The 24,754-nt window shown below is 69.0% G+C and carries 21 protein-coding genes and 2 pseudogenes; 15 read left to right on the top strand and 8 right to left on the bottom strand.

Going from position 1 to position 24,754, the window contains the following annotated elements; all coding sequences use genetic code 11:
* Positions 1 to 11: 11 nt before the first annotated feature.
* The 3 genes from ACIPWY_RS04795 to ACIPWY_RS04785 form a co-directional block, all read right to left on the bottom strand.
* Positions 12 to 305: a hypothetical protein gene (locus ACIPWY_RS04795; RefSeq protein WP_362905069.1), complete on the bottom strand. Its 294-nt coding sequence runs from the start codon at positions 303 to 305 to the stop codon at positions 12 to 14.
* A gap of 89 nt (positions 306 to 394) precedes the next feature.
* The gene (locus ACIPWY_RS04790; RefSeq protein WP_362905071.1) at positions 395 to 697 is read right to left on the bottom strand and encodes a WXG100 family type VII secretion target; all 303 of its coding nucleotides are present in this window, start codon (positions 695 to 697) and stop codon (positions 395 to 397) included.
* A 441-nt stretch (positions 698 to 1,138) separates the two neighbouring features.
* Positions 1,139 to 2,560 (bottom strand): short-chain fatty acyl-CoA regulator family protein, encoded by a 1,422-nt coding sequence (locus ACIPWY_RS04785; protein WP_401532213.1) that lies wholly within the window; start codon positions 2,558 to 2,560, stop codon positions 1,139 to 1,141.
* A 383-nt stretch (positions 2,561 to 2,943) separates the two neighbouring features.
* Between ACIPWY_RS04785 and aceA the strand changes: the two genes are divergently transcribed.
* The 3 genes and pseudogenes from aceA to ACIPWY_RS04770 all read left to right on the top strand — a co-directional run bounded on the left by aceA (position 2,944) and on the right by ACIPWY_RS04770 (position 6,811).
* Positions 2,944 to 4,224 (top strand): isocitrate lyase, encoded by a 1,281-nt coding sequence (aceA, locus tag ACIPWY_RS04780; protein ID WP_401532212.1) that lies wholly within the window; start codon positions 2,944 to 2,946, stop codon positions 4,222 to 4,224.
* 108 nt (positions 4,225 to 4,332) lie between these two features.
* On the top strand, positions 4,333 to 5,931 hold the full coding sequence (aceB, locus tag ACIPWY_RS04775) for a malate synthase A (protein ID WP_401532211.1): 1,599 nt from the start codon (positions 4,333 to 4,335) through the stop codon (positions 5,929 to 5,931).
* Positions 5,928 to 6,811, top strand: a pseudogene (locus ACIPWY_RS04770) (3-hydroxybutyryl-CoA dehydrogenase). The gene aceB and the pseudogene ACIPWY_RS04770 overlap by 4 nt, the downstream one beginning before the upstream one ends.
* Here the strand turns inward: ACIPWY_RS04770 and ACIPWY_RS04765 are convergent.
* Positions 6,775 to 7,089 (bottom strand): annotated as a pseudogene (locus ACIPWY_RS04765) (citrate/2-methylcitrate synthase); the annotation flags it as partial. The pseudogenes ACIPWY_RS04770 and ACIPWY_RS04765 overlap by 37 nt on opposite strands.
* A 128-nt stretch (positions 7,090 to 7,217) precedes the next feature.
* On the opposite strand from ACIPWY_RS04765, the gene ACIPWY_RS04760 reads away from it, so the two are divergent.
* From ACIPWY_RS04760 to meaB, 3 genes are read left to right on the top strand one after another with little or no spacing between them, the layout of a single operon-like run.
* Positions 7,218 to 9,029, top strand: a complete 1,812-nt coding sequence (locus ACIPWY_RS04760; protein WP_393703057.1) for a methylmalonyl-CoA mutase family protein — start codon at positions 7,218 to 7,220, stop codon at positions 9,027 to 9,029.
* Positions 9,029 to 11,245 (top strand): methylmalonyl-CoA mutase, encoded by a 2,217-nt coding sequence (gene scpA / locus ACIPWY_RS04755; protein ID WP_401532210.1) that lies wholly within the window; start codon positions 9,029 to 9,031, stop codon positions 11,243 to 11,245. Before ACIPWY_RS04760 ends, scpA begins: the two co-directional genes overlap by 1 nt.
* 12 nt (positions 11,246 to 11,257) lie before the next feature.
* The gene (gene meaB / locus ACIPWY_RS04750) at positions 11,258 to 12,238 is read left to right on the top strand and encodes a methylmalonyl Co-A mutase-associated GTPase MeaB (protein ID WP_393703061.1); all 981 of its coding nucleotides are present in this window, start codon (positions 11,258 to 11,260) and stop codon (positions 12,236 to 12,238) included.
* Between the two features lie 46 nt (positions 12,239 to 12,284).
* Here the strand turns inward: meaB and ACIPWY_RS04745 are convergent, their stop codons facing one another.
* The gene (locus tag ACIPWY_RS04745) at positions 12,285 to 12,677 is read right to left on the bottom strand and encodes a hypothetical protein (RefSeq protein WP_401532209.1); all 393 of its coding nucleotides are present in this window, start codon (positions 12,675 to 12,677) and stop codon (positions 12,285 to 12,287) included.
* A gap of 110 nt (positions 12,678 to 12,787) precedes the next feature.
* On the opposite strand from ACIPWY_RS04745, the gene ACIPWY_RS04740 reads away from it, so the two are divergent.
* Together ACIPWY_RS04740 and ACIPWY_RS04735 are read left to right on the top strand one after the other, a co-directional pair.
* Positions 12,788 to 13,084, top strand: coding sequence for a hypothetical protein (locus ACIPWY_RS04740; RefSeq protein WP_362905090.1), 297 nt, complete (start codon positions 12,788 to 12,790; stop codon positions 13,082 to 13,084).
* On the top strand, positions 13,081 to 13,416 hold the full coding sequence (locus ACIPWY_RS04735; protein WP_401532208.1) for a hypothetical protein: 336 nt from the start codon (positions 13,081 to 13,083) through the stop codon (positions 13,414 to 13,416). The genes ACIPWY_RS04740 and ACIPWY_RS04735 overlap by 4 nt, the downstream gene beginning before the upstream one ends.
* 75 nt (positions 13,417 to 13,491) lie before the next feature.
* Here ACIPWY_RS04735 and ACIPWY_RS04730 read toward each other — a convergent pair whose 3' ends face one another.
* Together ACIPWY_RS04730 and ACIPWY_RS04725 are read right to left on the bottom strand one after the other, a co-directional pair.
* Positions 13,492 to 14,382, bottom strand: coding sequence for a family 16 glycosylhydrolase (locus ACIPWY_RS04730; protein WP_401532207.1), 891 nt, complete (start codon positions 14,380 to 14,382; stop codon positions 13,492 to 13,494).
* An 81-nt stretch (positions 14,383 to 14,463) separates the two neighbouring features.
* Complete coding sequence (locus tag ACIPWY_RS04725) at positions 14,464 to 17,337, bottom strand: heparinase II/III family protein (protein ID WP_401532417.1); 2,874 nt, start codon at positions 17,335 to 17,337, stop codon at positions 14,464 to 14,466.
* A gap of 211 nt (positions 17,338 to 17,548) precedes the next feature.
* Between ACIPWY_RS04725 and ACIPWY_RS04720 the strand changes: the two genes are divergently transcribed.
* The 7 genes from ACIPWY_RS04720 (at position 17,549) to ACIPWY_RS04690 (ending at position 24,030) form a co-directional block, all read left to right on the top strand.
* A complete protein-coding gene (locus ACIPWY_RS04720; protein WP_401532206.1) occupies positions 17,549 to 18,631 on the top strand; it encodes a LacI family DNA-binding transcriptional regulator in 1,083 nt (360 codons plus the stop codon).
* Positions 18,632 to 19,015: 384 nt separating this feature from the next.
* Positions 19,016 to 19,228: a hypothetical protein gene (locus tag ACIPWY_RS04715; RefSeq protein WP_401532205.1), complete on the top strand. Its 213-nt coding sequence runs from the start codon at positions 19,016 to 19,018 to the stop codon at positions 19,226 to 19,228.
* A 115-nt stretch (positions 19,229 to 19,343) separates the two neighbouring features.
* Positions 19,344 to 19,928 (top strand): dihydrofolate reductase family protein, encoded by a 585-nt coding sequence (locus ACIPWY_RS04710; protein WP_401532204.1) that lies wholly within the window; start codon positions 19,344 to 19,346, stop codon positions 19,926 to 19,928.
* Positions 19,925 to 20,338, top strand: coding sequence for a VOC family protein (locus ACIPWY_RS04705; protein WP_401532203.1), 414 nt, complete (start codon positions 19,925 to 19,927; stop codon positions 20,336 to 20,338). Before ACIPWY_RS04710 ends, ACIPWY_RS04705 begins: the two co-directional genes overlap by 4 nt.
* A gap of 319 nt (positions 20,339 to 20,657) precedes the next feature.
* Positions 20,658 to 21,719, top strand: a complete 1,062-nt coding sequence (locus tag ACIPWY_RS04700; protein WP_393703079.1) for a PP2C family protein-serine/threonine phosphatase — start codon at positions 20,658 to 20,660, stop codon at positions 21,717 to 21,719.
* 199 nt (positions 21,720 to 21,918) lie between these two features.
* The gene (locus ACIPWY_RS04695) at positions 21,919 to 23,223 is read left to right on the top strand and encodes a phosphatidylserine/phosphatidylglycerophosphate/cardiolipin synthase family protein (RefSeq protein ID WP_393703081.1); all 1,305 of its coding nucleotides are present in this window, start codon (positions 21,919 to 21,921) and stop codon (positions 23,221 to 23,223) included.
* Positions 23,224 to 23,424: 201 nt separating this feature from the next.
* Positions 23,425 to 24,030 carry a hypothetical protein gene (locus ACIPWY_RS04690; RefSeq protein WP_362905108.1) on the top strand — a complete coding sequence of 202 codons (606 nt, stop codon included), beginning with the start codon at positions 23,425 to 23,427 and terminating at the stop codon, positions 24,028 to 24,030.
* Between the two features lie 277 nt (positions 24,031 to 24,307).
* Here ACIPWY_RS04690 and ACIPWY_RS04685 read toward each other — a convergent pair whose 3' ends face one another.
* Positions 24,308 to 24,745: a cupin domain-containing protein gene (locus tag ACIPWY_RS04685; RefSeq protein WP_362905110.1), complete on the bottom strand. Its 438-nt coding sequence runs from the start codon at positions 24,743 to 24,745 to the stop codon at positions 24,308 to 24,310.
* Positions 24,746 to 24,754: the final 9 nt, after the last annotated feature.

Below are 24,754 nucleotides of genomic sequence, written 5' to 3'. Positions count from 1 at the left end.
ACACTCGCTCCCTAGTTGTCGCCGTCGAGCGCGTCCGTGGTCTCACGGTCCGTCTGCTCGAAGTTGTCGATGATTCCCTGGTTGGCCTTCTGGAACTCGTCCACGTTGTCCTGGACGCGCTCGTGCCCGCCCTTCCAGGCGTCGTCGAAGCCGGTCACGGCGTCGATCAGCTTGGGGTCGCCCACGTCGCTCTCGACACCGACCCGTTCGAGGCCGGTCTTGTCCGCGATACGGGACTTGATGTCGTCGAGCAGCTTGATGACGTTCTTCAGCTCGTCGATGGGGATTTCGATCGGGGATGACATGTCGTCCCTCTCCTGGTCGGCCCTGCGCCGGTCCGGCCGGGGCCCGGCCCCCGCTACGGGGGGCCGGGCCCCGGCCGGTAAGTACGGCGTCAGCCGATCCCGCCGCCGGTCTGGTCGTCGGTGCTGACGAAGGCGTCGGCGGTCTTCTTCAGGTAGTCGCCGATCTGCTGCATCTCGTCGACGCCCTGCTCCAGCTGCTTTTGGTAGCTGTCCCACATGGGCTGGAACTTGGCCTTCGACTGCGGCGTGTCATAAGAGTTCTCGACGACGTGGTCGATCTTGTTCTTCGCTTCCCTGATGGCGTCCTGCATGCGCTGCCGCTGGTTGTCCATCCAGGTCGCCGCCTCCCGCATTTCATCGGGAGAGACCTTGATGTTTCCGGTGCCCGCCATTGCTGTTCCTTTCGCCGTACCGGGAGCGCGGCGGACGTCCGCGCCGCCGCACGCGTTCCTACGCGCCTTCGGCGAAAAGGGTTCACGGAAGACGGAGGGCCAGGTCGCGAAGTGAGGGCCGTGCTGTGAAGTGACGGCCGTGCTGTACTGACCATGTGGTGCCGTCTGCCGTCCGTGCTGCCGAGGGAGGGCTTTGATGGAGATCGCCGCACTGCCGTTGGTGGATGAGCACGCGATTGTTGTCGTCACACACGACGCATCCATCACATGAACAGCCATCTGTCCCAGCGCAGTTGGACAACAGAACGACACTGCTCGCAGAGCGGCGCCGCACGCCGACGAAATGCCGTCGCCGCTCGCCGCGAAGGAGTGACCGTCGAAACCGGGCCTACCCGGAGACCGGGGTTGGTGGCCGCGCTCCGCTGAGGCCGTCCGGGGTCCTCACACCGGGCGTCGGTTCTCCGGACCGTCCTGTGCCACCGGATAGGGGACGAAGGTGCTGGAGTTCTGGTCGATCCGTAGCGTCCGGCCGAGCGGCGGTGCGGCTCGCTGCGGGCACTCGAGGCGTTCGCAGACGCGGCAGCCCATGCCGATCCGGGTGGCCGCCGCCGTCCGGCCGAGGTCGAGGCCGTCGGAGTAGACGAGGCGGTGGGCGTGGCGGATCTCGCAGCCCAGGCCGATCGCGAAGGTCTTGCCCGGTTCGCCCCAGCCGCCACGGTGCCGGGTGACGGCGCGAGCGGTCCACAAGTACCTCTGCCCGTCGGGCATTTCGGCGACCTGGACGTGGATTCGACCGGGTGAAGCGAACGCCTCGTAGACATTCCAGAGGGGGCAGGTGCCGCCGGCGCGAGAGAAGTGGAACCCGGTCGCCGACTGCCTCTTGGACACGTTGCCTGCACGGTCCACGCGGACGAACGAGAACGGAACGCCGCGCAGCCGTGGCCGCTGGAGCGTGCTGAGACGGTGGCAGACGGTCTCGTAACCGAGGCCGTAGTGGTCGGTGAGGCGCTCGATGTCGTAGCGGACCGTTTCGGCGGCGGTGTGGAAGTCGCGGTACGGGAGGATGAGCGCGGCGGCGAAGTGGTTGGCGATGCCGATCCGTGCCAGGGCATGGGCGGGTGATCCGGGGGCGAAGTCTTCGGCGGCCTGCCGGTCCAGGTCGTCGGCGTGCTCCAGCAGGGCGAGCTGGGTGGCCATGCGGAAGGCACGTTGGCCGGGGCTCAGCCGCGTCGACAGGTGCAGTGTGCGGGTCGCGGCGTCGTAGTGGTGCAGGCGTTCGCCGGCCTCCGCGCTGAGATGCACCCCGTGCCGGTCCGCCAGGCGGGCCGCCAGCGTGCTCAGCACCTCACCGGGGCGGATGCCGATGACGCCGGCGAGGTCCTCGGCCGCGAGGTCGATCTCGTGGAGGTAGTTCTGGCGCCGGTAGAAGTAGTCGCGGATCTCCTCGTGCGGGGAGCGTGGTGCGTCGAGGCCGGTGCCACGGTCGCCACTCGCGCCGACCAGTTCGGCCAGGCGCTGGTTGCGGCGGCCGAGGTCCAGCAGCACCTGGGCGATCGCGGGCATCCGGGAGGCGAGTTCTCCCAGGTCCGTCGCGGAGATGCGCGCCCCGTCGGTCTCGGCGGCGAGTGCCTCACGCAGATCCGCCACCAGGCGACTGGCGTCCCGCTCGGAGAAGAACGACGGGTCCACGCCGAAAACCTCGGTGAGGCGCAGCAGCACCGGAACCGTGAGGGGGCGCGAGTCGTGTTCCATCTGGTTGAGGTAGCTGGGCGAGATGCCGAGCGTGCGCGCCATCTCGGCCTGGCTCATGGTGCGCTCCTCGCGCAGTCGGCGCAGCCGCGCGCCCGCGTAGGTCTTCGCCATGGTGTTCCTTCCCCCTCAGGACGGCCTCAGCGTACGTGAGTCACCACCGCACCGGGCCTTCGCAATCTTGGCAATCAAGGGTCGGAAGATTCGCAAAGGTTGGCATTGATCCACGCTTGATGGCACTGAGTGCCAGTGCCAGAGTTCCAGTGCGGCCCGCCGGACCCCGGCGGACGCCACCCGGAACCGGGGCGCGATTCACGCCCTGACGTCGGAGATCCCGGCGAAGGACGCGTCCGCATCGGCAGCATTGCTCAGCTCCTCCCCACGGCGGGACAGCGGGCCGCACCCCTACTCAGACACACAGTGCCATCCCCAGACGCCCCTCGGGGCGTGGTGGCAACAGCTTCGCAGACCTACGCATCGAGGAAACGGTGACCGTCATGGCACAAGCACGCCCGCAGGCAGCCGAGGAACTCGCCCGTCGCTGGGCCGACGACCCGCGCTGGCAGGGCATCGAGCGCACCTACAGCGCCGAGGACGTGGTCCGTCTCTCCGGCAGCGTCCGCGAGGAACACACCCTCGCGCGCCGCGGAGCCGAGCGCCTGTGGCGGCAGCTGCACGAGAACGACTACATCCACGCGCTCGGCGCACTCACCGGCGGCCAGGCCGTACAGCAGGTCAAGGCCGGGCTGCAGGCCATCTACCTGTCCGGCTGGCAGGTGGCGGCCGACGCCAACCTCGCCGGTCACACCTATCCCGACCAGAGTCTCTACCCGGCCAACTCCGTTCCCCAGGTGGTGCGTCGCATCAACAACGCGCTGCTGCGCGCGGACCAGATCGCCACCAGCGAGGGGGATTCGTCCATCGACTGGCTCGCCCCCATCGTCGCCGACGCCGAGGCCGGCTTCGGCGGACCGCTCAACGCCTTCGAGCTGACCAAGGCGATGATCGCCGCGGGCGCGGCCGGCATCCACTACGAGGACCAGCTCGCGTCGGAGAAGAAGTGCGGCCACCTCGGCGGCAAGGTCCTGGTCCCGACCTCGCAGCACATCCGCACACTCAACGCGGCCCGCCTCGCCGCCGACATCGCCGACGTGCCCACCGTCATCGTGGCCCGCACCGACGCGCTCGCCGCGAACCTTCTCACCAGCGACGTCGACGAACACGACGCCGAGTTCGTGACCGGCGAGCGCACGGCGGAGGGCTTCCACCGGGTCCGGAACGGCATGGCCCCGGTCATCGCACGCGGTCTGGCCTACGCCCCGTACGCCGATCTGATCTGGGTCGAGACCGGCACCCCGGACCTGGCTCAGGCCCGCGAGTTCGCCGAGGCGGTCCACGCGCGGTACCCGGACCAGATGCTCGCCTACAACTGCTCGCCCTCCTTCAACTGGAAGGCGGCTCTCGACGACGACCAGATCGCCAAGTTCCAGCGGGAGCTGGGCGCCATGGGCTACCGGTTCCAGTTCATCACCCTGGCCGGGTTCCACTCCCTCAACCACGGCATGTTCGACCTGGCCCGCGGCTACGCCGAGCACGGGATGGCCGCCTATGTCGACCTCCAGGAGCGGGAGTTCGCGGCACAGCAGCACGGGTTCACCGCGGTCAGGCACCAGCGCGAGGTCGGCACCGGCTACTTCGACCTCGTCTCCACCGCCGTCAATCCGGCCTCCTCCACCACGGCCCTCAGCGGTTCCACGGAGGAGGAGCAGTTCCACTAGTACGCCGCTCCGCGCGCCGCCCCCGTCAGTCCCCCTGAGCCGGACAGGGCCCGGACGACCGTCCCCGTCCGGGCCCCGCCCCGCTCCGCCCTCAGCCAGGAGAACCCGATGTCACCGCAGCTCCTCACGCGCCGCGTCCGCGTCCTCGCCGCTCCCGGCGACCGCCACGACGAGATCCTCACCCCCGCCGCCCTGGACTTCATCGGCGCGCTCACCACCGCCTTCCACCAGCGCCGTCATGACCTGTTCAGGGAGCGCCGGCGCCAGGCGATCCGGCTCGCCGCCGGGTCCCCCCTCGACTTCCCGCTGGTGACGGAGCGGATCCGCCGTGACCCGGACTGGCGCGTCGCACCTGCTGCCCCCGGCCTGACCGACCGGCGCGTGGAGATCACCGGACCGCCCGAGCGCCGCACGACGGTCGACGCGCTCAACTCCGGCGCCCAGGTGTGGCTGGCCGACTTCGAGGACGCCACGGCACCGACCTGGGCCAACGTGATCGAAGGGCAGATCAACCTCCTCGACGCCATCGAGCGGCGCATCGACTTCACCACCCCGCAGGGCAAGCAGTACCAGCTGGCCACCGACCGACCGCTCGCCACGATCGTGGTCCGCCCACGCGGCTGGCACCTCGATGAGGAGCATCTGGAGTTCGACGGGCACCAAGTACCGGCCGCACTGGTCGACTTCGGCCTGTACTTCTTCCACTGCGCGCAACGTCAGATCGACGCCGGCCACGGCCCGTACTTCTATCTCCCCAAGCTGGAGAACCGCTACGAGGCCCGGCTCTGGAACGACGTCTTCGTCCTGGCCCAGGAACTTCTCGGCATCCCCCGCGGCACGGTCCGGGCGACCGTCCTCATCGAGACGATCACCGCGGCGTTCGAGATGGAGGAGATCCTCTACGAACTCCGGGAACACGGTGCCGGGCTGAACGCCGGCCGTTGGGACTACCTCTTCAGCCTGATCAAGACCTTCGGCCACCGCGCTGACTTCCTGCTGCCCGACCGCGCCCAGGTCACCATGACGGCTCCGTTCATGCACGCGTACACCGAACTCCTCGTCCGTACCTGCCACAAGCGCGGCGCGCACGCGATCGGCTCCATGGCCGCCCAAGTCCCGGACAAGGACCCCGAGGCACACGCCGCCGCCCTCGCGACGGTGAGACTGGACAAGGAACGTGAGGCGGAAGACGGCTTCGACGGTTCCTGGGTCGCCCACCCCGCACTCGTGCCGGTCTGCCGCGAGGTGTTCGACGGCGTACTGGGCGACCGGCCGCACCAGCTCGACCGCACCCGTGACGACGTCGAGGTGACCCCCGCCCATCTGCTGGCGGTGCGGCGGGTCAGCGGTCCGCCGACCGGCGACGGCGTGCGAACCAACATCTCGATCGCCCTGCGCTACTTCGCCGCGTGGCTGCGCGGGCAGGGCGCTGTCACCGTGGACGGGCTGATGGAGGACGCCGCCACCGCCGAGATCGCACGCGTCCAGATCTGGCAGTGGCTGCGCCACCGCGTCGTCGACCGGGAAACGGTGCTACGCGTCCTCGACGACGAACTCGACGCTCTGATCGCCGAGTACCCCTTCGCTCCGCCGGAGGACATCCGCGGCCTCTTCGAGCGGACCGCCCTGGCCGCCGAACTCCCCCTGTTCTTCACCTCCGACGCCTACAGCCGCCACCTCGTCCGCACGACGGAGCCTCAGTCATGACCGCCGCCGTCCAACGGGTGGGAGTCGTCGGAGGCGGACAGATGGGCGCGGGCATCGCCGAAGTCTGCGCACGAGCCGGACTCGACACGATCGTGTGCGAGGCCGACGCGACGGCCGTGCAGGGCACACGCGAACGCATCACCACCTCTCTCGAAAAGGCCGCGCGGCGCGGCAAGACGACCGACGCCGCAGCGCGGGCCGCGCGGGACCGGCTCACGGGCTCCTGGACGATCTCGCCGACCGACAGCTGGTCATCGAGGCGATCACCGAGAACCCCGACGCCAAGACCGAGGTGTTCGCCGCGCTCGACAAGATCGTCGAAGATCCGGCCGCCGTCCTGGCCACCAACACCTCTTCGATCCCGGTCATGCGACTCGGCATGGCGACCCACCGCGCCGACCGCGTCGTCGGACTGCACTTCTTCAACCCGGTCCCCGTCCTGCCTCTGGTCGAGGTCGTCACCTCACTGCACACATCACCGGAGACCACCGCCCTGGTGGAGCACTTCGCCGCGTCGACGCTCGGCAAGACCGTCGTACGCTCACGCGACCGGGCCGGATTCGTCGTCAACGCGCTGCTCATCCCGTACCTCCTGTCAGCGATCCGCATGACCGAGTCCGGCTTCGCCACCCCGGCCGATGTCGACCACGGCATGGAACTCGGCTGCGCCCACCCCATGGGCCCACTGCGCCTCGCCGACCTGATCGGCCTCGACACCGTCGCCGCCATCGCCGATTCCCTCTACGAGGAGTTCAAGGAACCGCTGTACGCGCCGCCGCCCCTGCTCCAACGCATGGTCGAGGCAGGCTTGTTGGGCCGTAAGAGCGGTCGCGGCTTTCACGTCTACGACGCGCACACCACCAAAGACCACCGGGGCTGAGGGGCCCGGGTACCGCCGCCGGATTGAGGGCCGGCGGCGGTGAGCGAGCGGGGCGGGAGACGGCGAACACGCTGCTCGGTGATGTGCGCGGTCCAGCCGGTGATGCGGCTCATCACGAAGGTGGGCGTGAAGACCGGGTTGTCGAAGCCCATCAGGTGATGGGCCAGTCCGGCCGGGTGGTCGAGGTTGGGGTGGATGCCCTTGTCGGCGAGCATCGCGTGGCACAGGGCCGCGTGCAGTGTGGTGAGGCGGGTCGTCTCCGGGTCGGTGGCACAGGCAGCCGCACAGCTCCCGCGAGAGGCTCCGTTCGTCAACCCATAGGCAGCCGACGCCCACTAGGCAAGGAGAACAAGGTCACACCCGCGTCATCTCCTGCTCATCTGTCGATCTGACCTACCATCCGGACATGACGGTCCTGCCTGACGACGGGCTTTCCCTGGCCGCCGAGTTCCCTGACGCGACACATGAGCAGTGGCAGCACCTCGTAGCAGGTGTTCTGCGCAAGTCGGGCAAGGAAGTCTCGGCCGAGGAGGCAGAAGACGCCCTGTCCACCACGCTCGAGGACGGGCTGCGCGCCCACCCTCTGTACACACCTCGCGATGCCGCCCCCGAGACAGGGCTGCCCGGATTCGCTCCCTTCGTGCGCGGCGGCCGCGCCGAAGGACAGACGGTCGGCGGCTGGGACGTGCGTCAGCCGCACAGCGTCGCGGACTCCGGTGCGGTGCTCGCCGACCTGGAGAACGGCGTCACCTCATTGTGGCTCACCGTCGGTGAGCACACCGGCTTCCCCGTCTCCGCGTTGCCCGCCGCTCTCGACGGCGTCTATCTGGACCTCGCTCCCGTCGTCCTCGACGCGGGCGCGGAGACCACTGCAGCCACGGCACAACTCCTGCGCATGTACGAGGAAGCGGGCGTCGCCTCCGACGCGGTGCGCGGCAGTCTGGGCGGGGACCCGCTCGGCCACGAGGCCCGCACCGGCGAGTCGTACGACGGCGCGCCGATCTACGAGCTTGCCGGCCGGTGCGTCGCGGACCGGCCCGGGCTGCGGGCACTGACGGTGGACGCCCTGCCGTATCACGAGGCCGGCGCTTCCACCGCTCAGGAACTGGGCTGCTCCCTGGCGACCGGAGTTGCCTACCTCCGCGCGCTGACGTCGGCCGGGCTGAACGTCCAACAGGCCCTCGCCCAGCTGGAGTTCCGTTACGCGGCGAGCGCCGATCAGTTCCTCACGATCGCCAAGTTCCGCGCGGCACGCCGTCTGTGGGGACGGGTGGCCGAGGCCTGCGGAGCCGCGCAGCACGGAGCGCAACTCCAGCACGCGGTGACGTCACCGGTGATGATGACGCGGCGCGACCCCTGGGTGAACATGCTGCGCAGCACCGTGGCCACCCTGGCCGCAGGGGTCGGCGGCGCCGATGCCGTGACCGTACTGCCCTTCGACCAGGCTCTCGGCCTGTCGGACGGCTTCGCCCGGCGCATCGCCCGCAACACCTCCACCATCCTCATCGAGGAGTCTCACCTGGCCCGCGTGATCGACCCGGCCGGAGGTTCCTGGTACGTGGAGCGCCTGACCGACGAACTCGCCCACGCGGCATGGGACTTCTTCCAGGAGATCGAGCGTTCGGGCGGCCAGGCCGCCGCGCTGCGGTCGGGGATGGTCCGCGAACGCCTGGCCGAGAGCTGGTCCCTTCGCAGCGGGAATCTGGCGAGGCGACGTGAGCCGGTCACCGGCGTCAGCGAGTTCCCGTTCCTCGACGAGAAGCCGGTCGTCCGTGAGCCGGCGCCCGAGGCGCCGTCCGGGGGTCTGCCGCGGGTGCGCCGGGACGAAGCCTTCGAAGCGCTGAGGTCCCGGTCGGACGCCCATCTCGCCGCGTCCGGCAGCAGGCCCCGCGTGTTCCTCGCTCCGCTGGGCCCGGCCGCCGCCCACTCCGCCCGGCTCACCTTCGCCGCCAACCTCTTCCAGGCAGGCGGCATCGAACCCGTGACCGACGGCACCTTCGAGGAGAGCGGCGCGCAAGCCGTGTGCCTGTGCTCCAGTGACCAGGTGTACGCGGAGCAGGCCGAGGCCGCCGCTCAGCGGCTGCGTGCGGACGGCGCCCGGCAGGTGTTCCTCGCCGGGCGGCCGGGAACGTACGCCGGGGTCGACACCTATGTCTTCGCAGGCTGTGACGCAGCGGACGTCCTGTCCGCCACGCTCGACCGTATGGGAGTGTCCTGATGCCCAGCCCGTTCCACCCCTCCGATGCGGGCGGCTCCTCCATCCCCGACTTCTCGGCACTCTCGCTCGGGACACCTGCCGTCGACGCCGGGCCCGACGAATGGCGGACGGCGGTGAAGAAGCCCGCGGACGGTGGGGATCTGCTGTGGGAGACCCCGGAAGGCATCCCGGTCAAGCCGCTCTACACCGCGCAGGACCTCGACGGTCTGGACTTCCTGGACACCTATCCAGGCGTCGCACCGTACCTGCGGGGCCCGTACCCGACGATGTACGTGAATCAGCCGTGGACGATCCGTCAGTACGCGGGTTTCTCCACGGCGGAGGAGTCGAACGCCTTCTACCGGCGCAACCTGGCCGCGGGCCAGAAGGGCCTGTCCGTCGCCTTCGACCTGCCCACGCACCGGGGTTACGACAGCGATCATCCGCGGGTGACCGGCGACGTCGGCATGGCGGGCGTGGCCATCGACTCGATCTACGACATGCGTCAGCTGTTCGACGGGATTCCGCTGGACAGGATGACGGTGTCGATGACGATGAACGGCGCCGTGCTGCCGGTACTCGCGCTGTACATCGTGGCGGCCGAGGAACAGGGCGTGCCGCCCGAGAAGTTGGCCGGGACCATCCAGAACGACATCCTCAAGGAGTTCATGGTCCGCAACACCTACATCTATCCGCCGAAGCCGTCGATGCGGATCATCTCCGACATCTTCGCGTACACGTCCCAGCGGATGCCCCGTTACAACTCCATCTCCATCTCCGGCTACCACATCCAAGAGGCAGGCGCGACGGCCGACTTGGAGCTGGCGTACACCCTCGCCGACGGCGTGGAGTACATCCGCGCCGGCCGGGAGGCGGGCCTGGACGTGGACGCGTTCGCGCCCCGCCTGTCGTTCTTCTGGGCGATCGGCATGAACTTCTTCATGGAAGTCGCCAAGCTCCGGGCAGCACGCCTGCTCTGGGCGAAGCTCGTCAAGCAGTTCGACCCGAAGAACACCAAGTCCCTCTCCCTGCGCACCCATTCGCAGACGTCCGGCTGGTCGCTCACCGCCCAGGACGTGTTCAACAACGTCACCCGTACATGTGTGGAGGCCATGGCGGCGACCCAGGGACACACCCAGTCGTTGCACACCAACGCACTTGACGAGGCGCTCGCGCTGCCCACGGACTTCTCGGCGCGGATCGCGCGGAACACGCAGCTTCTGATCCAGCAGGAGTCCGGCACCACGCGCGCGATCGACCCGTGGGGCGGCAGCGCCTACGTGGAGAAGCTGACCTACGACCTGGCACGCCGGGCCTGGCAGCACATCCAGGAGGTGGAACAGGCGGGCGGCATGGCGCAGGCCATCGACGCCGGAATCCCGAAGCTGCGGGTGGAGGAGGCCGCCGCCCGCACCCAGGCGCGTATCGACTCCGGACGGCAGCCCGTCATCGGGGTGAACAAATACCGGGTGGACTCCGACGAGGAGATCGAGGTCCTCAAGGTCGACAACTCCTCGGTACGGGCCCAGCAGATCGCCAAGCTGCGCAGGCTGCGCGCGGAGCGGGACCAGGGGGCGTGCCAGGAGGCGCTCGACGCCCTCACCCGGGCCGCGGGCAGTACAGGCAATCTTCTTGAGCTCGCCGTGAACGCGGCCCGGGCGAAAGCGACCGTCGGGGAGATCTCCGACGCCCTGGAGAAGGTCTACGGCCGCCACGCGGGGCAGATCCGTACGATCTCCGGTGTGTACCGCAACGAAGCAGGCGAATCCCCGTCCGTGGACCGCACCCGCACCCGCGTCGACGCATTCGCCGAAGCCGAGGGTCGCCGCCCCCGCATACTGGTCGCCAAGATGGGCCAGGACGGTCACGACCGCGGCCAGAAGGTCATCGCCACCGCCTTCGCCGACCTGGGTTTCGACGTCGACGTCGGCCCGCTGTTCCAGACCCCGGCGGAGGTGGCGCGACAGGCCGTCGAGGCGGACGTCCACATCGTCGGGGTGTCGTCGCTGGCGGCCGGGCACCTCACGCTCGTACCGGCGCTGCGCGAGGCCCTCGCCGAGGAGGGGCGCGAGGACATCATGATCGTGGTGGGCGGCGTGATCCCGCCCGCCGACGTCCCCACCCTGCTCGAGATGGGGGCGGCGGCCGTGTTCCCGCCGGGCACGGTGATCCCTGACGCGGCCCATGACCTGGTGTCCCGGCTGGCGACCGACCTCGGCCACGACCAGCAGCTGTGAGCGGGTGACTCCATGGCCATCGAACTCGACACGTACGTCAAGGGCGTCCTCGACGGGAAACGGGCCGTCATCGCCCGCGCGATCACTCTCGTCGAGTCCACCCGTCCCCAACACCGCGGACTGGCGCAGGAGTTGCTCACGGAGCTGCTGCCCCACAGCGGCCGTGCCCGGCGCATCGGGATCAGCGGAGTGCCGGGCGTGGGCAAGTCGACGTTCATCGACGCGTTCGGCACGATGCTCACCGGCCTCGGGCACCGAGTGGCCGTGCTCGCCGTCGACCCGTCGTCCAGCCGGACCGGCGGGTCCATCCTGGGCGACAAGACCCGCATGGAGCGCCTCGCCGTCGACCCAGCGGCGTTCGTGCGCCCCTCCCCCACCTCGGGCACGCTCGGCGGGGTCGCCAAAGCCACCCGCGAGTCGATCGTGGTCATGGAGGCCGCGGGCTACGACGTGGTGCTGGTGGAGACCGTCGGTGTCGGTCAGTCCGAGACCGCCGTCGCCAACATGGTCGACACCTTCCTGCTGCTCACGCTCGCACGGACCGGTGACCAGTTGCAGGGCATCAAGAAGGGTGTCCTGGAACTCGCCGACGTGATCAGTGTCAACAAGGCGGACGGGCCCCACGAGCGTGACGCCCGGGCCGCCGCCCGTGAACTCGCGGGCGCGCTGCGGCTGATGCACGGCAAGGACGCCTTCTGGACTCCACCGGTGCTCAGTTGCAGCGCACGGGAGTCGACCGGCCTCGACGCCGTGTGGGAACGGCTCGAACAGCACCGCACCCTGCTGGACTCCGCCGGCGGTCTCGCCGCCCGCCGCCGCGACCAGCAGATCGACTGGACCTGGGCCATGGTCCGCGACGAACTGCTCGGCCGCCTGCACGCCGACCCGGCGGTCCGGTCGCTGACCCCGGACCTGGAGCGTCAGGTACGGGAGGGAGAGCTCACGGCCACGCTGGCCGCGGAGCGGATCCTGGACGTGTTCCGGAACGGATGAGGCGGGGTAGCCGTGCGGCCTCAGCACGCCCTCCCACGGTGTTGCGCTATGGAGGCGGAGGCCTTCTACGATGATTGCTCCGCCCGGTGGCCCCGCCGGTCGACGCGCTTCTCAGCGCACCGCGACCGCTTCGATTTCGAGGAGGACGCCCGGCTTGGCGAGGCGTTCGACGCCGATCGCCGCGCTGGTGGTCTTGATGCCGGCCTTGTCCAGACGGTCGGTGACCCTTGTCGAAGTGCTTGAAGAACAGATCCTCGTCCGTCACCGAGTAGCGCAGCTGCGTGATCTGGTCGGCTGATACCCGGCGTCCTTTGACGTATTTCTCCACCTGGTCGAAGACCCGGTCGATCTGCTTCTCCATGTCCCACGTGTACAGGTAGGTACTGCCCTCCTTCGCCGTCTGCCCCGCCACGAACAGGATGCCGCGCGGGTCGCGCACCTCATGGGTCTGGTGGAGGGCGGTTCGCGCCTGGGGCGGCTGGCCCCTCATCCTGGTGCTGCGCACCCGTCCCGACCAGACCCCTGCGCCTTGCCCACCATCTCGCCCGCATGTACCCGGTGAAGACCGTCTGGGTGCTCGACAGCAACGAGACCTTCGCCCTGGTCCACCCCCGCAACCGCGACGAGCGCAACGAACTGACCTTGCATCAGCTCCCCATCCCCGGCGATCTCCTCGACCTGCGGGCCCTGCCTGCCCTGCGCGCCTACACCCTGGCAGGACCGCCGCAGCCACCCCTGCTCACAGCCGCCCAGACCCGCACGGTGATCCGAGTCCTGAGCCAGGCCCTCGCCTCGACGCCGACGAACACCACCTCGTCGAAGCCCTCGCCGCGGACGGGCGCATGAGTTTCGCCCAGCTCGGCGCGCGCACGCACACCTCCGCTGCGACCGCCCAACGCCGGCTCCATCAGCTGAGACTGACCGGCGGGGCCGAAGTCGCCACCGTCTTCGACCGCTGCCAGGTCGGCCTGGATGTCCAAGCGGCCGCTGACGGGCCCTTCGGACCCCTTGGACGAGATTGTCGCCATCACGTTCACGCCCGACGGCTCAGAATTGACCAGCGTGGACACGAACGGCAGATTCTTCAGGTACGACATCTCCCCTGCGCGGCTGATCCGGGATCTCTGCGCCAAGGCGGGCCCTCTCTCCGAACAGGAGTGGAGAACGCACATCCCTGACGCTCCCTACCGCAAGACATGCTGATGCCGACCTGACGGAGGGGACGTGTCCCAGAAGGGTCTCGGATCGGTCGGTCACTGCCAGATGCGGATGTGGTCGACGTACATGTTGGAGGTCCACTCGTAGGTCTCGTCGTGGATGGAGCCGTCGGCCCAGCTGTCGAGGACCTCGTGGGAGAGGATGGGGAACTCCATGACCTGGCTGATCAGTTTGGGGTCGGTCTCGGTGCGCACCACGGCCCCGTCATAGGTGAACTCCAGTTTCGTGGGGGTCCAGTTGAGACCGAAGGTGTGGTACCAGACGCTGTGCAGGCCGGGGGCGGCGGGCGTGGTCCCCAGGGACTGGTGGTCCGCACCGTAGCCGTCCCAGTGAATGGCCGTGGAGAACTTGTCGGCCTGGTAGGCGGTCTCCACCAGGTCCATCTCGGATCCGTCGCGCGCCGTGCCGTCGACGGCACCGCCCGGAGTGGTCCCCCCGTCGGCCTGGAGCCAGACCGCGGCCAGGTGGCCGTTCGTCACGTACGGGGTGTGCACACTCGCTTCCAGCGTGCCGTGGGTGTACTTGAACTTGCCCTGGGTGTCGATGCGGCCACCGGAGTACACGCCGGTGCCGATGTTGTGGACCTCGATGGCCAGCGCGCCGTTGTTGTCCGTGCGGACGTTGCCGGGCTTGTACCACCAGGTATCGCCGGGGGCTGCTCCCGAGCGCTCCTGGTCGCGGGCGGTCCACTTGCCGCTGTCGACCGTGCTGCCATTGAACTCGTCGCTGAAGACGAGCGTCTGAGCCGCCCGGGTGCCGTCGGCAGCGAGGGGTTGCACCCCCGCCGGTGTCGCGGGATCGACGAACGAGGAGGACGGCTCCCCCGGGACAGGCGCCGGGGCCGCCTGCGCGTGTCCGGCGGCGAGCAGCGCACACGCGCTGAGCATCGCGCCCGCCATTCCGTATGCAGTGGTTCGGAAGCGCATGGGATCACCTCTCTGGTAGTGGTGCCGTGGTTCCGTTCTGGTAGTGGTTCCGTGCGCCTGCGGTACGTGTTGCGCCTGGGGTCAGCCGATCGCGGCGGCAAGGATGGCGTCGCCTCGGCGGGCGAAGGGGGCCTTGCGGTCGTTTACCGTGACCGTTCGGGCCCAGGGGGCGTGAATCCGGATCGCCTCGTGGTGGTCGGTGGTGGCGGTGAGCTGGGAGCCGGTGATGGCGACCGTGGCGGCCCGGGGGTCGAGGAGGACGGCCACGTCGGTCATCGGGGTGGGCGAGGACACCAACACCTCACCCTTGTAAGTGAGTTGCCTACCACCTTGGAGGAGCCAGGTCTTGCGCTGCCGGTCCTGGCCGAGGTAGGCGAGCGTGCCGTCGAAGCCGTACCGGCCGAACTGCAGGGCACCGCGTGGCGCGGCGTGCGCGATGCAGTACGTCGCCGAGCGGTGTGTGTCGAAGGTGATGGCCAGCGCGGTGGCATCGGAGGCGCCCGCGACAGGCATGTGCTCGACGGTGGCCTGTGGCTCGGTGCCTTCGGGTGCGGGCAGCAGCAGCGTGTCGAAGACCGTCGGTCCGGGGCCCTGCCGGGTGTACGTGACGTACTTGGTGTCCGTGATGTTGTAGAAGGCCGGCGAGTAGTACCCGTCCCGGATCTGCGCGGTGAGCTTCTCGGGCCGTGCCGGGGCGATCAGGAGGTTGGCGCCCTGGGGAAAGGCCGTGGCCGTGCTCTTGGTGGTGGCATCGACGGCGGGGTGCGCGTCGGGCAGCAGGTGCCAGTTCTGTCGGTAGGTGTGCGAGGCGGTGTCCGCGGGGTCGAGCCGGTCCGAGACGATCCACATGCCGGGGTGCACGGACAGTACCGACCTGGTGTGGCGTACCCCGGCCGTGGCGTCGCTCCAGGCGCGTGCCACGTCGAAGACCGCGTTGGTGGCGAAGAGGTCGAACGTGGCCGCAGAGTCCGAGGTCTGTGCTTTGCCGTCGATCTCGACGGTGGTGTGCGACTCGGTGGTCGTGCGGAGCCAGTTGCTACGGGGATCGTTGCTGTAGGTGAACGCACCCATGTTGGGCAGTAGTTGGCGGCCGTGCGCGTGGACGGTGACCGCCAGTTCGTCCGGGTGGGAGTGAGGGCCGCGGTCGGCGTTGATGCGCAGGTAGGACGCGTCGGGGCGCCAACCGCTGCGCAGCACGGCCACGCGGGTGTCGGGGTAGAGCACGGAGGCATGGCCCGGCTCGGTGCCCTTCTGCCCGTCGGTGGCGACGTAACGCAGCTCTTCGTCGTCGAGGGCGTCGGCGAGGGTCGCGAGGAGGGGGCGGCGGTCGGCGCTGCCGCTGTCGCCATAGCCGGGTCCCCAGCCGCCGGGGAAGTTCTCGTCGGCGAGGAAGTGGGCGAGCCGGCCGAGGTCCTTGGTGCCGCCGAGTTGGTGGCCGTTGGCCGCGAAGTAGTTGACCAGGCCGACGAAGGTGCCGGCCACGCCCGTGGCGTAGCCGTCGCTCGCCTCCGCGTAGCCGCCGTCCAGGTACAGGGCCTGGCTCAGCTGGTTGGTCAGGAAGTCGCCGGCGTCGGTGAGCCAGCCCGGACTCGCGGCGAACTCGGGGAAGTGGATGGCGATTTCGGCCAGTGCCTGTTTCTGCGCCTGCATCCAGTTGGGGGTCGGGCTGGTGGCGACGGCGAGGTACTGGCCGGACTTCTCCAGGGTGCGCAGGATCGCCGTGGACGCCGCCACGGTCAGGGACGGGCTGGTACGCAGGATCTCGTATGCGTAGACCAGGTTGAGGATGCGGTTGGCGGTGTCGAGGCTGCGCGGGAAGGCACCGGCGCCGTACGTGCTGTCGTAGCCGTCGGCGTCGTGGACGAAGTCGGTGAGCAGATCGACCAGGCCCGCGGCGATGGTCTCGTCGCCGCTGCTGCGGTAGGCGTCGGCCATGGGGCCGGCGAAGTAGCAGCGCGGCAGCTGGTAGCTGTACTCCGGGTCGGATCCCGCCGGGCCCTTCCAGGTGAAGCCGCCCGGGTCGCCCTGCCAGGAGAAGGTGTTCTGAACGGTGTTGGCCCAGGTGCGGGTGGTCTCGCCGAAGGTCTCCACGCTCTGGAAGACGATGACCTTCTTGGCCTCGTTCGTGGTGGCGTTGCGTCCGGTGAGCTTGAGGACGGCCGACTTGGGGGCCTCGGTGATCCCTTCGACGCGGAAGGCGAGGTAGGCCTTGCGGGTCTCGTCGGTGAACGCGCCGGTGCCCTCGTCGCGCACCTGGAGGCCCGGATCGGAACCGAAGTTGTGGGAGGCGTCCGCCCCCGCCTTGATGTAGGTGTCGGCGGTGGGCGAGAAGGAGACGGTCGTGCCGTCGGCGCGGGTCACTTCGAGGACGGGGGCTCCGGAGCCTGCGGTGCGGCTGTGGAAGACGGCCGTGGACGGTTCCTTGTTGCGGGCCATCAGGAAGAAGATCAGATCCCCGGTGGCGAAGGAGCGGGTGACGGCGTCGGTGACGTCCGCCTCGGCGACGGAGTCCTGCGCGCCGACGGTGACGACGTCCTGGTAGATCTCCCCGGTGCCCAGCGTCCAGATGTGGTCGATGAACAGCGGGACGAGCCCGGGGCGGAAGGTCCCGTTGTACAGGAACGGCAGTGTGGCGCGCGCCTCTCGCTTCGCGAAGTGCTCGGCCAGCCGCTGCCCGGCCGCCGGGTAGTCACCGGTCTTCACCGCCTCCTCCACCGGCGCCAGGGTCGGCGCGGCCGCGTAGTTCAGCCGGCCTACGGTGGTCCAGGAACCCGCTATGGCGTCCCAGGCGCCGAAGAAGGCGCGATCCTGGTCGGCGGCCGCTGCGCCGGGCGCGACGGACGAGGGAGAGGTCTGTGCCTGGGCCGGGGCGTTGGGCGTCAGCAGGGCCGCCGTGGTGCCACCGATGGCCCCGAGGACGGTGCGACGTCTGAACGAGGTGCGGGGAATCGGCATGCGGTTCAAGGCAGTTACTCCTCGATCGACGTTGCGTCAGCGTGATGCGCCACTGTTGAACGCCGCACTTTCTACACGCGAACACCCAGCGGTCACAATGCTTTGGGCGCGAAAGGCAAGGATTTTCGCTATTCGCTAGCGATCGCGCGGAAACGAAAGGCCGAGTAGGCTCCCCTGCCATCGTTGGGACCGCGGGAGGGGAACGGTGCACATGCATGCCGAGGACAGACACAAGGCGATCCTGCGGCAAGTGCGTCAGCGGGGCTCAGTGCGAGTCAGCGAACTCGCTGCCGAGCTCGGAGCATCGACGGCCACCGTCCGCAAGGACGTGCAGGTGCTGTCCGAGCGTGGGCTCGTGGTGCGCGTGCACGGCGGGGCCGCGCTTCCGGAGAACTGGTCGGAGACCGTGCGGTCGGAGCAGGTCGCCGATTCCGCTGCCGCCTCGTCAGGTCGACGGCTGACGTTCGGCCTCGTGGTGCCTTCGGCCAACTACTACTACCCCGAGTTGATCAAGGGAGCGCAGGAGGCCGCCGAGGCTGGGGGCATTCGCTTGGCCCTGCGCATCTCCGAGTACGACGCCGGGCAAGAGCGGGTTCAGGCAGCGGAGTTGGTGGAGGACGGCGTCGACGGGCTGCTGCTCGCCCCGACCGGCGCCGAGCCCGATGCCTCGCGGCAGTGGTACGAGGAACTGGGCGTGCCCGTCGTCCTGGTGGAGCGTGGCCAGGCACGGGAGGGCGCGTCGATCGACTTCGTCGTCAGCGACCATGTCTTCGGTGCGCGTAAGGCCGTCGAGCATCTCCTGGAGGTGGGCCGACGCCGCATAGGCCTCCTCGTCCGGGGCGCGACTCCGACCGTGCCGTGGCTCAGGGAGGGGTACGCCGCGGGGATGCGTCAGGCGGGCGTGGAGCTTCCCGAGGACATCTCCTTCATCGATCTCGGCTTCGAACGGCAGGGAAACCCCTCCTACGACCTCCCGATGGACACCTTCCTGGAAGCCGTGGAGAGCCGGCGCCTGGACGCCGTCATCGTCCACCCCGACACCGAGGCAGTGGTGCTGCTTCAGCGGCTGCGCTCGCGATCGATCTCCGTCCCGTCCGACCTCGCGATCGTCTCCTACGACGACGAGTTCGCCAGGATCGCCGACGTAGCCCTGAGCGCCGTCGCCCCCGCCAAGTACGACGTCGGGGCGTCGGCCGTGGAACTACTCGCGCTCCGACTGGCCGAACCCTCCCGATCACGGCGGCGCACCTTCATCCTCCCCGAGCTGCACGTGCGCTTGTCCAGCGATCTCTGAGGGCGACTTCCGCGGTTCAAGGCGGTGATCCTCAACGTGCGTGGCGAAGTCCGGACGATTGCGGTCGCGGCGTCGAGTGATCATGACGGAGACTGACCCCAAGTTCCGTGCCAGGACCGAGCGTTGATGTCGCTCCGGCGGCAGGACGGGTTCGGCTCTGGGCTGTGCGAAGGGAGGAAGCCGGCCGCCACCGGTGCCACGCTCGTACTCCGGTTCCGCACCGGACTTGAGCCCACGGCCTTCAGCCGCGCAGAGCCGAGGTGAAGATGGCGGGCGGCGCCTGCCATCGGGGACGCGCGGGAAATCCGTGAGGAGCCGACCGGTGCGTCCGGCGGTCCTGTTGGTGACGAACCAGGACGGCTTCGGGGAGATCGACGTCTCGCCGTGCAACACCGAACGCGGAGCCGGTCCGAAGGGGCCCGTGACGACTGCCTCTCCGTCTCGGACCTGGACTCGGAGGATGCCGGCATCCAGGCTCTGGCCGCCGCGACCGCGGCGCTCGCGGGCGAAAGCCTGAACCTCACCGCCCTTCCTGATGCGCGACAGGACCGGCAGGGACGCCACGCCGACCTCCTCGTCGACCGCGCCGGCCGATGATTATGCCGGTTGCCTGAAGTCTTCCTCGTGGCATGCCCGCCCCGTCGGCGGATCAGGAAGCGGCGGGCCCGGTGTGGGCGGGTCCCGGTGTCACGGAAAAGAAAGGGAGGCCAGGATGCGCAATCCGATTCGGCTGTACATGTCGATGTCGCTCGACGGCTACATCGCGGGGCCGGACGATCGGCCAGGTCAGGAACTCGGCCGCGACGGCGGACGGCTTTTCGACTGGCTCGACGATCGGGAGTCCGAAGGTCCGAGCGGCCAGGTCTACCGCGAAGCGCTAGCGACCGGCGCGGTGATCACCGGCCGACGGACCTTCGAGCTCGCCGGGCGCTGGCAGGGCGACCACCACGACGGCGTGCCGATCCTCGTCCTCACCCACCAGGTGGATGACGGGGACGTGCCACCCGGTAGCGCGCGCTTCGTCACCGACGTCGAGGAATGCGCCCGTCAGGCTCGCGCCGCCGCCGGGGACCGGCCGGTCATGGTCCATGGGGCGGGGGCGGCCCAAGCGCTTCTCCGGGCCGGGCAGATGGAAGAGATGGAGATCCACCTGGTGCAGGTCCTCCTCGGGGACGGTCGACGGCTGTTCGACCACCTCGGTGGTGATCACATCGAACTCGACCTCGTCCGACGGCTCGAGGACCGAGACGTCACGCACCTCCGCTACCAGGTGCGCCGACCCGGGGAGGCCGCATGAAGACGCTCTTCGTCTCCTACCGCGTCACCGATCTGGACCGCTCGCTCCGTTTCTACACCGCCTTGGGCTACGTCGAGCTGGGCAGGGTCGAGGTCGGCGACGGGAGTCACCTCGTGATCCTCAAGTTCCCCGGCGAACCGGCGGCCTCGCTCGAACTGGTCCACCGTCCCGCCGACGGACGCGTCGACGTGCGCAGCGGAATCGACCACCTCGCGATCCAGGTGGACACGTTGACTGTCACCCTGAAGGCGTTGGCCGAAGCCGGCCTGGAGCCGGAGCCTGTCCAGTATCCGGGCGGCCCTCACGGCCCGAAGACGTCGTGGCTCACGGACCCGGACGGCTACCGGATCGAGCTGGTGGAGTGGCCGTTCGGACATGCCGACGGCATCACCGCGGCAGACTTCTCCTGACCTCAGCGAACGCATCCCCGCCCTGCTCTCGCTCGACGTCTCATCGGGTGCACTGGTCGCAGCGCTTCGGCACCCTGTCGCGGGGGACAACGACCACGTGGGCACTCGGGTGGGAACGGATACCGCATGCAGCCATGGTGACCATCTCGTCTCTCCCGCTCACCTCATCGGTGACAGAGGGGTAGGGAACAGCATCCGCACCGAACAACAGGCCCCAGCCGGCTGACAAGCCACGCGCGCCGGGGCGGTGGGGCGGGTGGTGTGGTTCTACAGTGCGCAGGTGTCCTTGGAATCCTCTTCGCCAGGTGGGCGGCTGTCCGTGGGGAGCCGCGGGTGGGTGTGGTGGCTGCCGCCCGTGGCGGTGGGCCTGGACTTGATCTCGGAGGCCGCCCTGGGCGGGCGGGAGCTGGTCAGTTTCCTGCTCACGGGTGTTCCGCCGCTGGCCGCCGCGACGCGCGGGCCCAGGGGCACCGCCGTTTCGGTGGTGGTGTGTCTAGGACTGCAGATGCTGATGGCGTGGCGACGTCCGGGCCACTTCGACGAGCAGCACCATGTGGCGCTGTATGTGGCCACGTTCCTCATCGGCGTGGTCAGCGTCCTGCTCTCGGTGCAGCGGGAGCGCGCGCAGAGGCATCTGATCCGGGCGAACTCGGTGGCGGAGGCCTTGCAGCGGACCCTGCTGCGGCCCGTACCGCCCCGGATCGGGCATGTGCGCGCCGCCGCCTCCTACACAGCCGGGGAGGGAGGCACGCTGGTCGGTGGTGATCTCTACGACGTGTGTGAGACGCCGTTCGGAGTTCGGGCGATCATCGGCGACGTGCGGGGCAAGGGACTGGACGCGGTGCAGGCGGTGGCCGCGGTCCTGGGGGCTTTCCGGGTGTCAGCGCACGAATGGAAAGGTCTTCCCCTCCTGGCGGATCGGCTGGAGCTGAGCCTCGACCGCAACGTGACACGCACTATGGTCGGCGACCCCGAGCTGTTCGTGACCGCACTGGTCCTGGAACTCGACCAGGACACCGTGCGCATCATGGACCGCGGCCACCCGCCCCCGATCGCCGTCGGCCCCAACGGCGCCCGCATCCTGGCGACAACCCCCGCACTCCCCCTCGGGCTCAAAGAGCTCTCTCCTGCCCCGGGGCTGACGACCTTGCACAAGCTGACGCCCGGCGAAGTCCTCGTCCTCTACACGGACGGCATCAGCGAGGCCCGCAACTCCGACGGCGACTTCTACCCCGTCCTGGAACGGCTCACCGAACACTTCCGCGGCACACAGAGGACGGATCCAGAGGCGGTCGTGGCATTCCTGGAGACCGACACCAGGAACTGGTCGGCCACCTCCGAGGGAGACGACCGGGCCGTACTCGCCATGGCCCTCGCCTGAAACGGCCGGACACCACCCCGCAGTCCCCGCGGCTGCCCCCCTGTTCAAGGAATCTCGCGATGCGCAAGTGCAGGGATTTTCAGTGATTTTCGGAACAATCGGTGGAACAGTAGTAGATTCCGCTGACAGCGGCATCGCTCCTGCGGGCCTCTTGCGGCAACCCGACTCTTCATCATCAACAGCCAGCGAAGGGCCGCCCATGAAGCGAACGTTCACGTTCATCACCGCGCTGGTCGTCACCGTGCTGTCGCTGACACCGGCGCACGCCGCGGTCAAGAAGGCCAAGCCCCCGCTCAGTTGCGAGTCTCGGACGTTCACCTCCAGCCCAGGCCCGCGCTTCAACGACCCGGAGGACCCCGCCGCCCAGATGAAGATCATGGGCCCGATCATCGAATCGATCAACAGCGCCGGCTGCGGGCAGACCGTACGCGTCGCCATGTACTCGATCAGCAACGCACAGCCGGGGCCGGACTTCGCCAACGCCCTGATCGCGGCGCACCAGCGCGGCGTCATCGTCAAGGTGCTGATGGACTCTCACAGCGACAACGCGATCTGGCAGTCGATGGTCACCGAGCTGGGCAACGATCCCCGAGCCTCCAGCTTCGCCGCGCTGTGCCCGGGCGGCTGCCTGTCCCACTTCGGCGGCTCCGCCCTGCACGCGAAGTACTACATGCTCAGCGGCGGGCTCGATGCGAACAGGACCGTGACCGTCAGCAGCGCCAACCCCACCTCCGCCCAGGCCGGCACCGCGTGGAACAGCAGCGCCACCGTCAAGGGCAACGTCGACCTGTACAACTCCTACGTCCGCTACTTCACCGCCATGGCTATGGGGGCGATCAATGGCCCGGGCCCGCTGGCACCCGACTACTACAACTCCACGAGCGCCACGGCGGCCAGGCAACTGTCCCCGCCCTCCTACCAGTGGCCCAAGGCGCGCACCAGAAGCGACACCTGGGTCGACTTCCTGAGCAACGTCAAGGCGCCGGCGACGATCAACGTCGCCATGTTCCAGTGGACCTCTCACGGGCAGCCGGGCGACAGGAACTATCTGGAGCTGCCGAAGAAGCTGGTGAGCCTGGCACAAACCGGCGTCAAGATCCACGTTCTCATGACCGCCGGCCAGGTCGACGACAGCGTGCAGAACTACCTGAAGAACCGGCCGAATATCGACATGTACGACACCAGCCGCGGCACCGACGCGAACGGCAACGCTCTGCACTACACGCACGACAAGTACATGATGGTCAGCGGCGGTTACGCGGGGGCGGCCGACTCCAGGATCGTGTTCGTCGGTTCCTCGAACTGGACGAGCAACGGCGTCTGGCACAACGACGAGTCGGACCTGAAGCTGATCGGCCGGTCCAGCTACGACTCGTTCATGACGGACTGGCAGAACCAGTACGACCGCTGCTGCGGGACCGTGGCGCGGCAGCAGAGCGCCGAGAAGCGCGCCGAGAATACGGCACGCGAGATTCCGATCGATCCGAGGCAGGTCCAGGAGTAGGCATTCCCGGCCCGAACAGTGCCAGTGTGCGCCAACCTGACTGGCCTGGCCGGTAGTTTGGGTGAGTGGCGTCCTGATGGGCAGATGCTCCTGGTAGACGAGTCACGACCAAGATCGCCTGTCCACCAGAGGCTTCCGCGTGCTTGTCTGCCCAGCAGCCGCCCAACCGCCGATGCCCTATCGGAAAAGGAGCACGCGCCCATGCGCCTCTACGCCCAGACCCCGGCACGTCGAATCCGCCAGGTCCTCGCTGACCTCATCGCGGTGGCCATGATCTGCGCCGTGGTGAAGCTGGCCTTGGTCGTGCATGACGCGATCGGGCGGCTGGCCGACCCGGGCCGCAAGGCGGAAAGCGCCGGCGTCAGCCTCTCCGACGGACTCGTCGACGCGGGCGAGGCTGCCTCGAAGGTGCCGTTCGTCGGGGGTCAGTTGAAGAAGCAGCTCGGGTCCGCCGCCGAGGCCGGCACGGGGCTGGCCGACGCAGGTCGTTCACTCCAGGACACGGTAGGCCACGTGGCCACGCTGACTACGGTCGTCCTGATCGTCATCCCAGTGGTGTTCGTGCTGCTGCTGTGGCTGCCCCCGCGCCTGCGTTGGATCCGCCGCAGCGCAGTCACCCGACGCCTCGCCGCCGGTCCAGGTGGCGCCGACCTCCTCGCGCTGCGCGTCCTCACCGGCTCGCAGCGCGAACTCGCAGCGGTGTCCGCGCCACCCGGCGGCCTCGCGGAGGCCTGGCGGCGCGGCGACGAACAGGTCATCGCCGACCTGGCGGCCATCGGCCTGCGGCAAGTGGGTCTACGCGCCTGACGACCCGGTCCAACGCCCGCCCCTGCCGGAAGAGATTCGCGACCTGATCATTCGGCTCGGCGCCAGGAACCATCAATGGGGGCTTCGGCGTGTGCACGGCGAACCGCGCCGAATCAGACACCAGGCCAGCCCCGCCACCGTCCGACGGGCGCTGCGCGCTGCCGGCCTCGGCCCGGCTCCACGCCGCCAACCGACGCGTGGGGAGTGGGCCGCCTTCCTCAAAGCCCCGGCACCTGGATCGGTGTTCCGGACTCCGCAGTCTTGTCGGTCTCGCGGGTCAGCCTTCGGAGGGACGCGGGGCGCGCAGGTGCGTCCGTTCCTTCAGCTCCTCCTCGTCGACCAGCCTGAGCATCGGCTGGCCCGGCGCGCACACCATGGTCACCACGAACTTGGTCGGTGCGTCCGACAGGGCGTTGCCGTCCTGGTAGTGGATCACGTCACCGCCTGGCTCCCAGAACGTCCCACCGGCCTCGACCACACGCTCCGGCTCACCCTCGAGCTCGAACCGGACCGCGCCCTCCATCACGTAGCCGAACGACGGGCCCGAGTGGCGATGCGGAGGAAGCCCGGGGTGACCGGGAGGCCACTCGACGAGGATGGTCATTGCCGAACCGCCTTCGGGAAAGAAGGGCGGAGTGACTTCCTGCAGCAACTTGACTTCGGGCGGCAGGGAGACCTCGGGGGCGCTCCCGTGCTCTGGGTTCTTCGCTGACATGTACCACAC

This window comes from Streptomyces sp. NPDC090032 (genome assembly GCF_044748025.1).
GTDB lineage: Bacteria > Actinomycetota > Actinomycetes > Streptomycetales > Streptomycetaceae > Streptomyces.
This window is presented reverse-complemented; position numbering and strand designations above follow the sequence as displayed.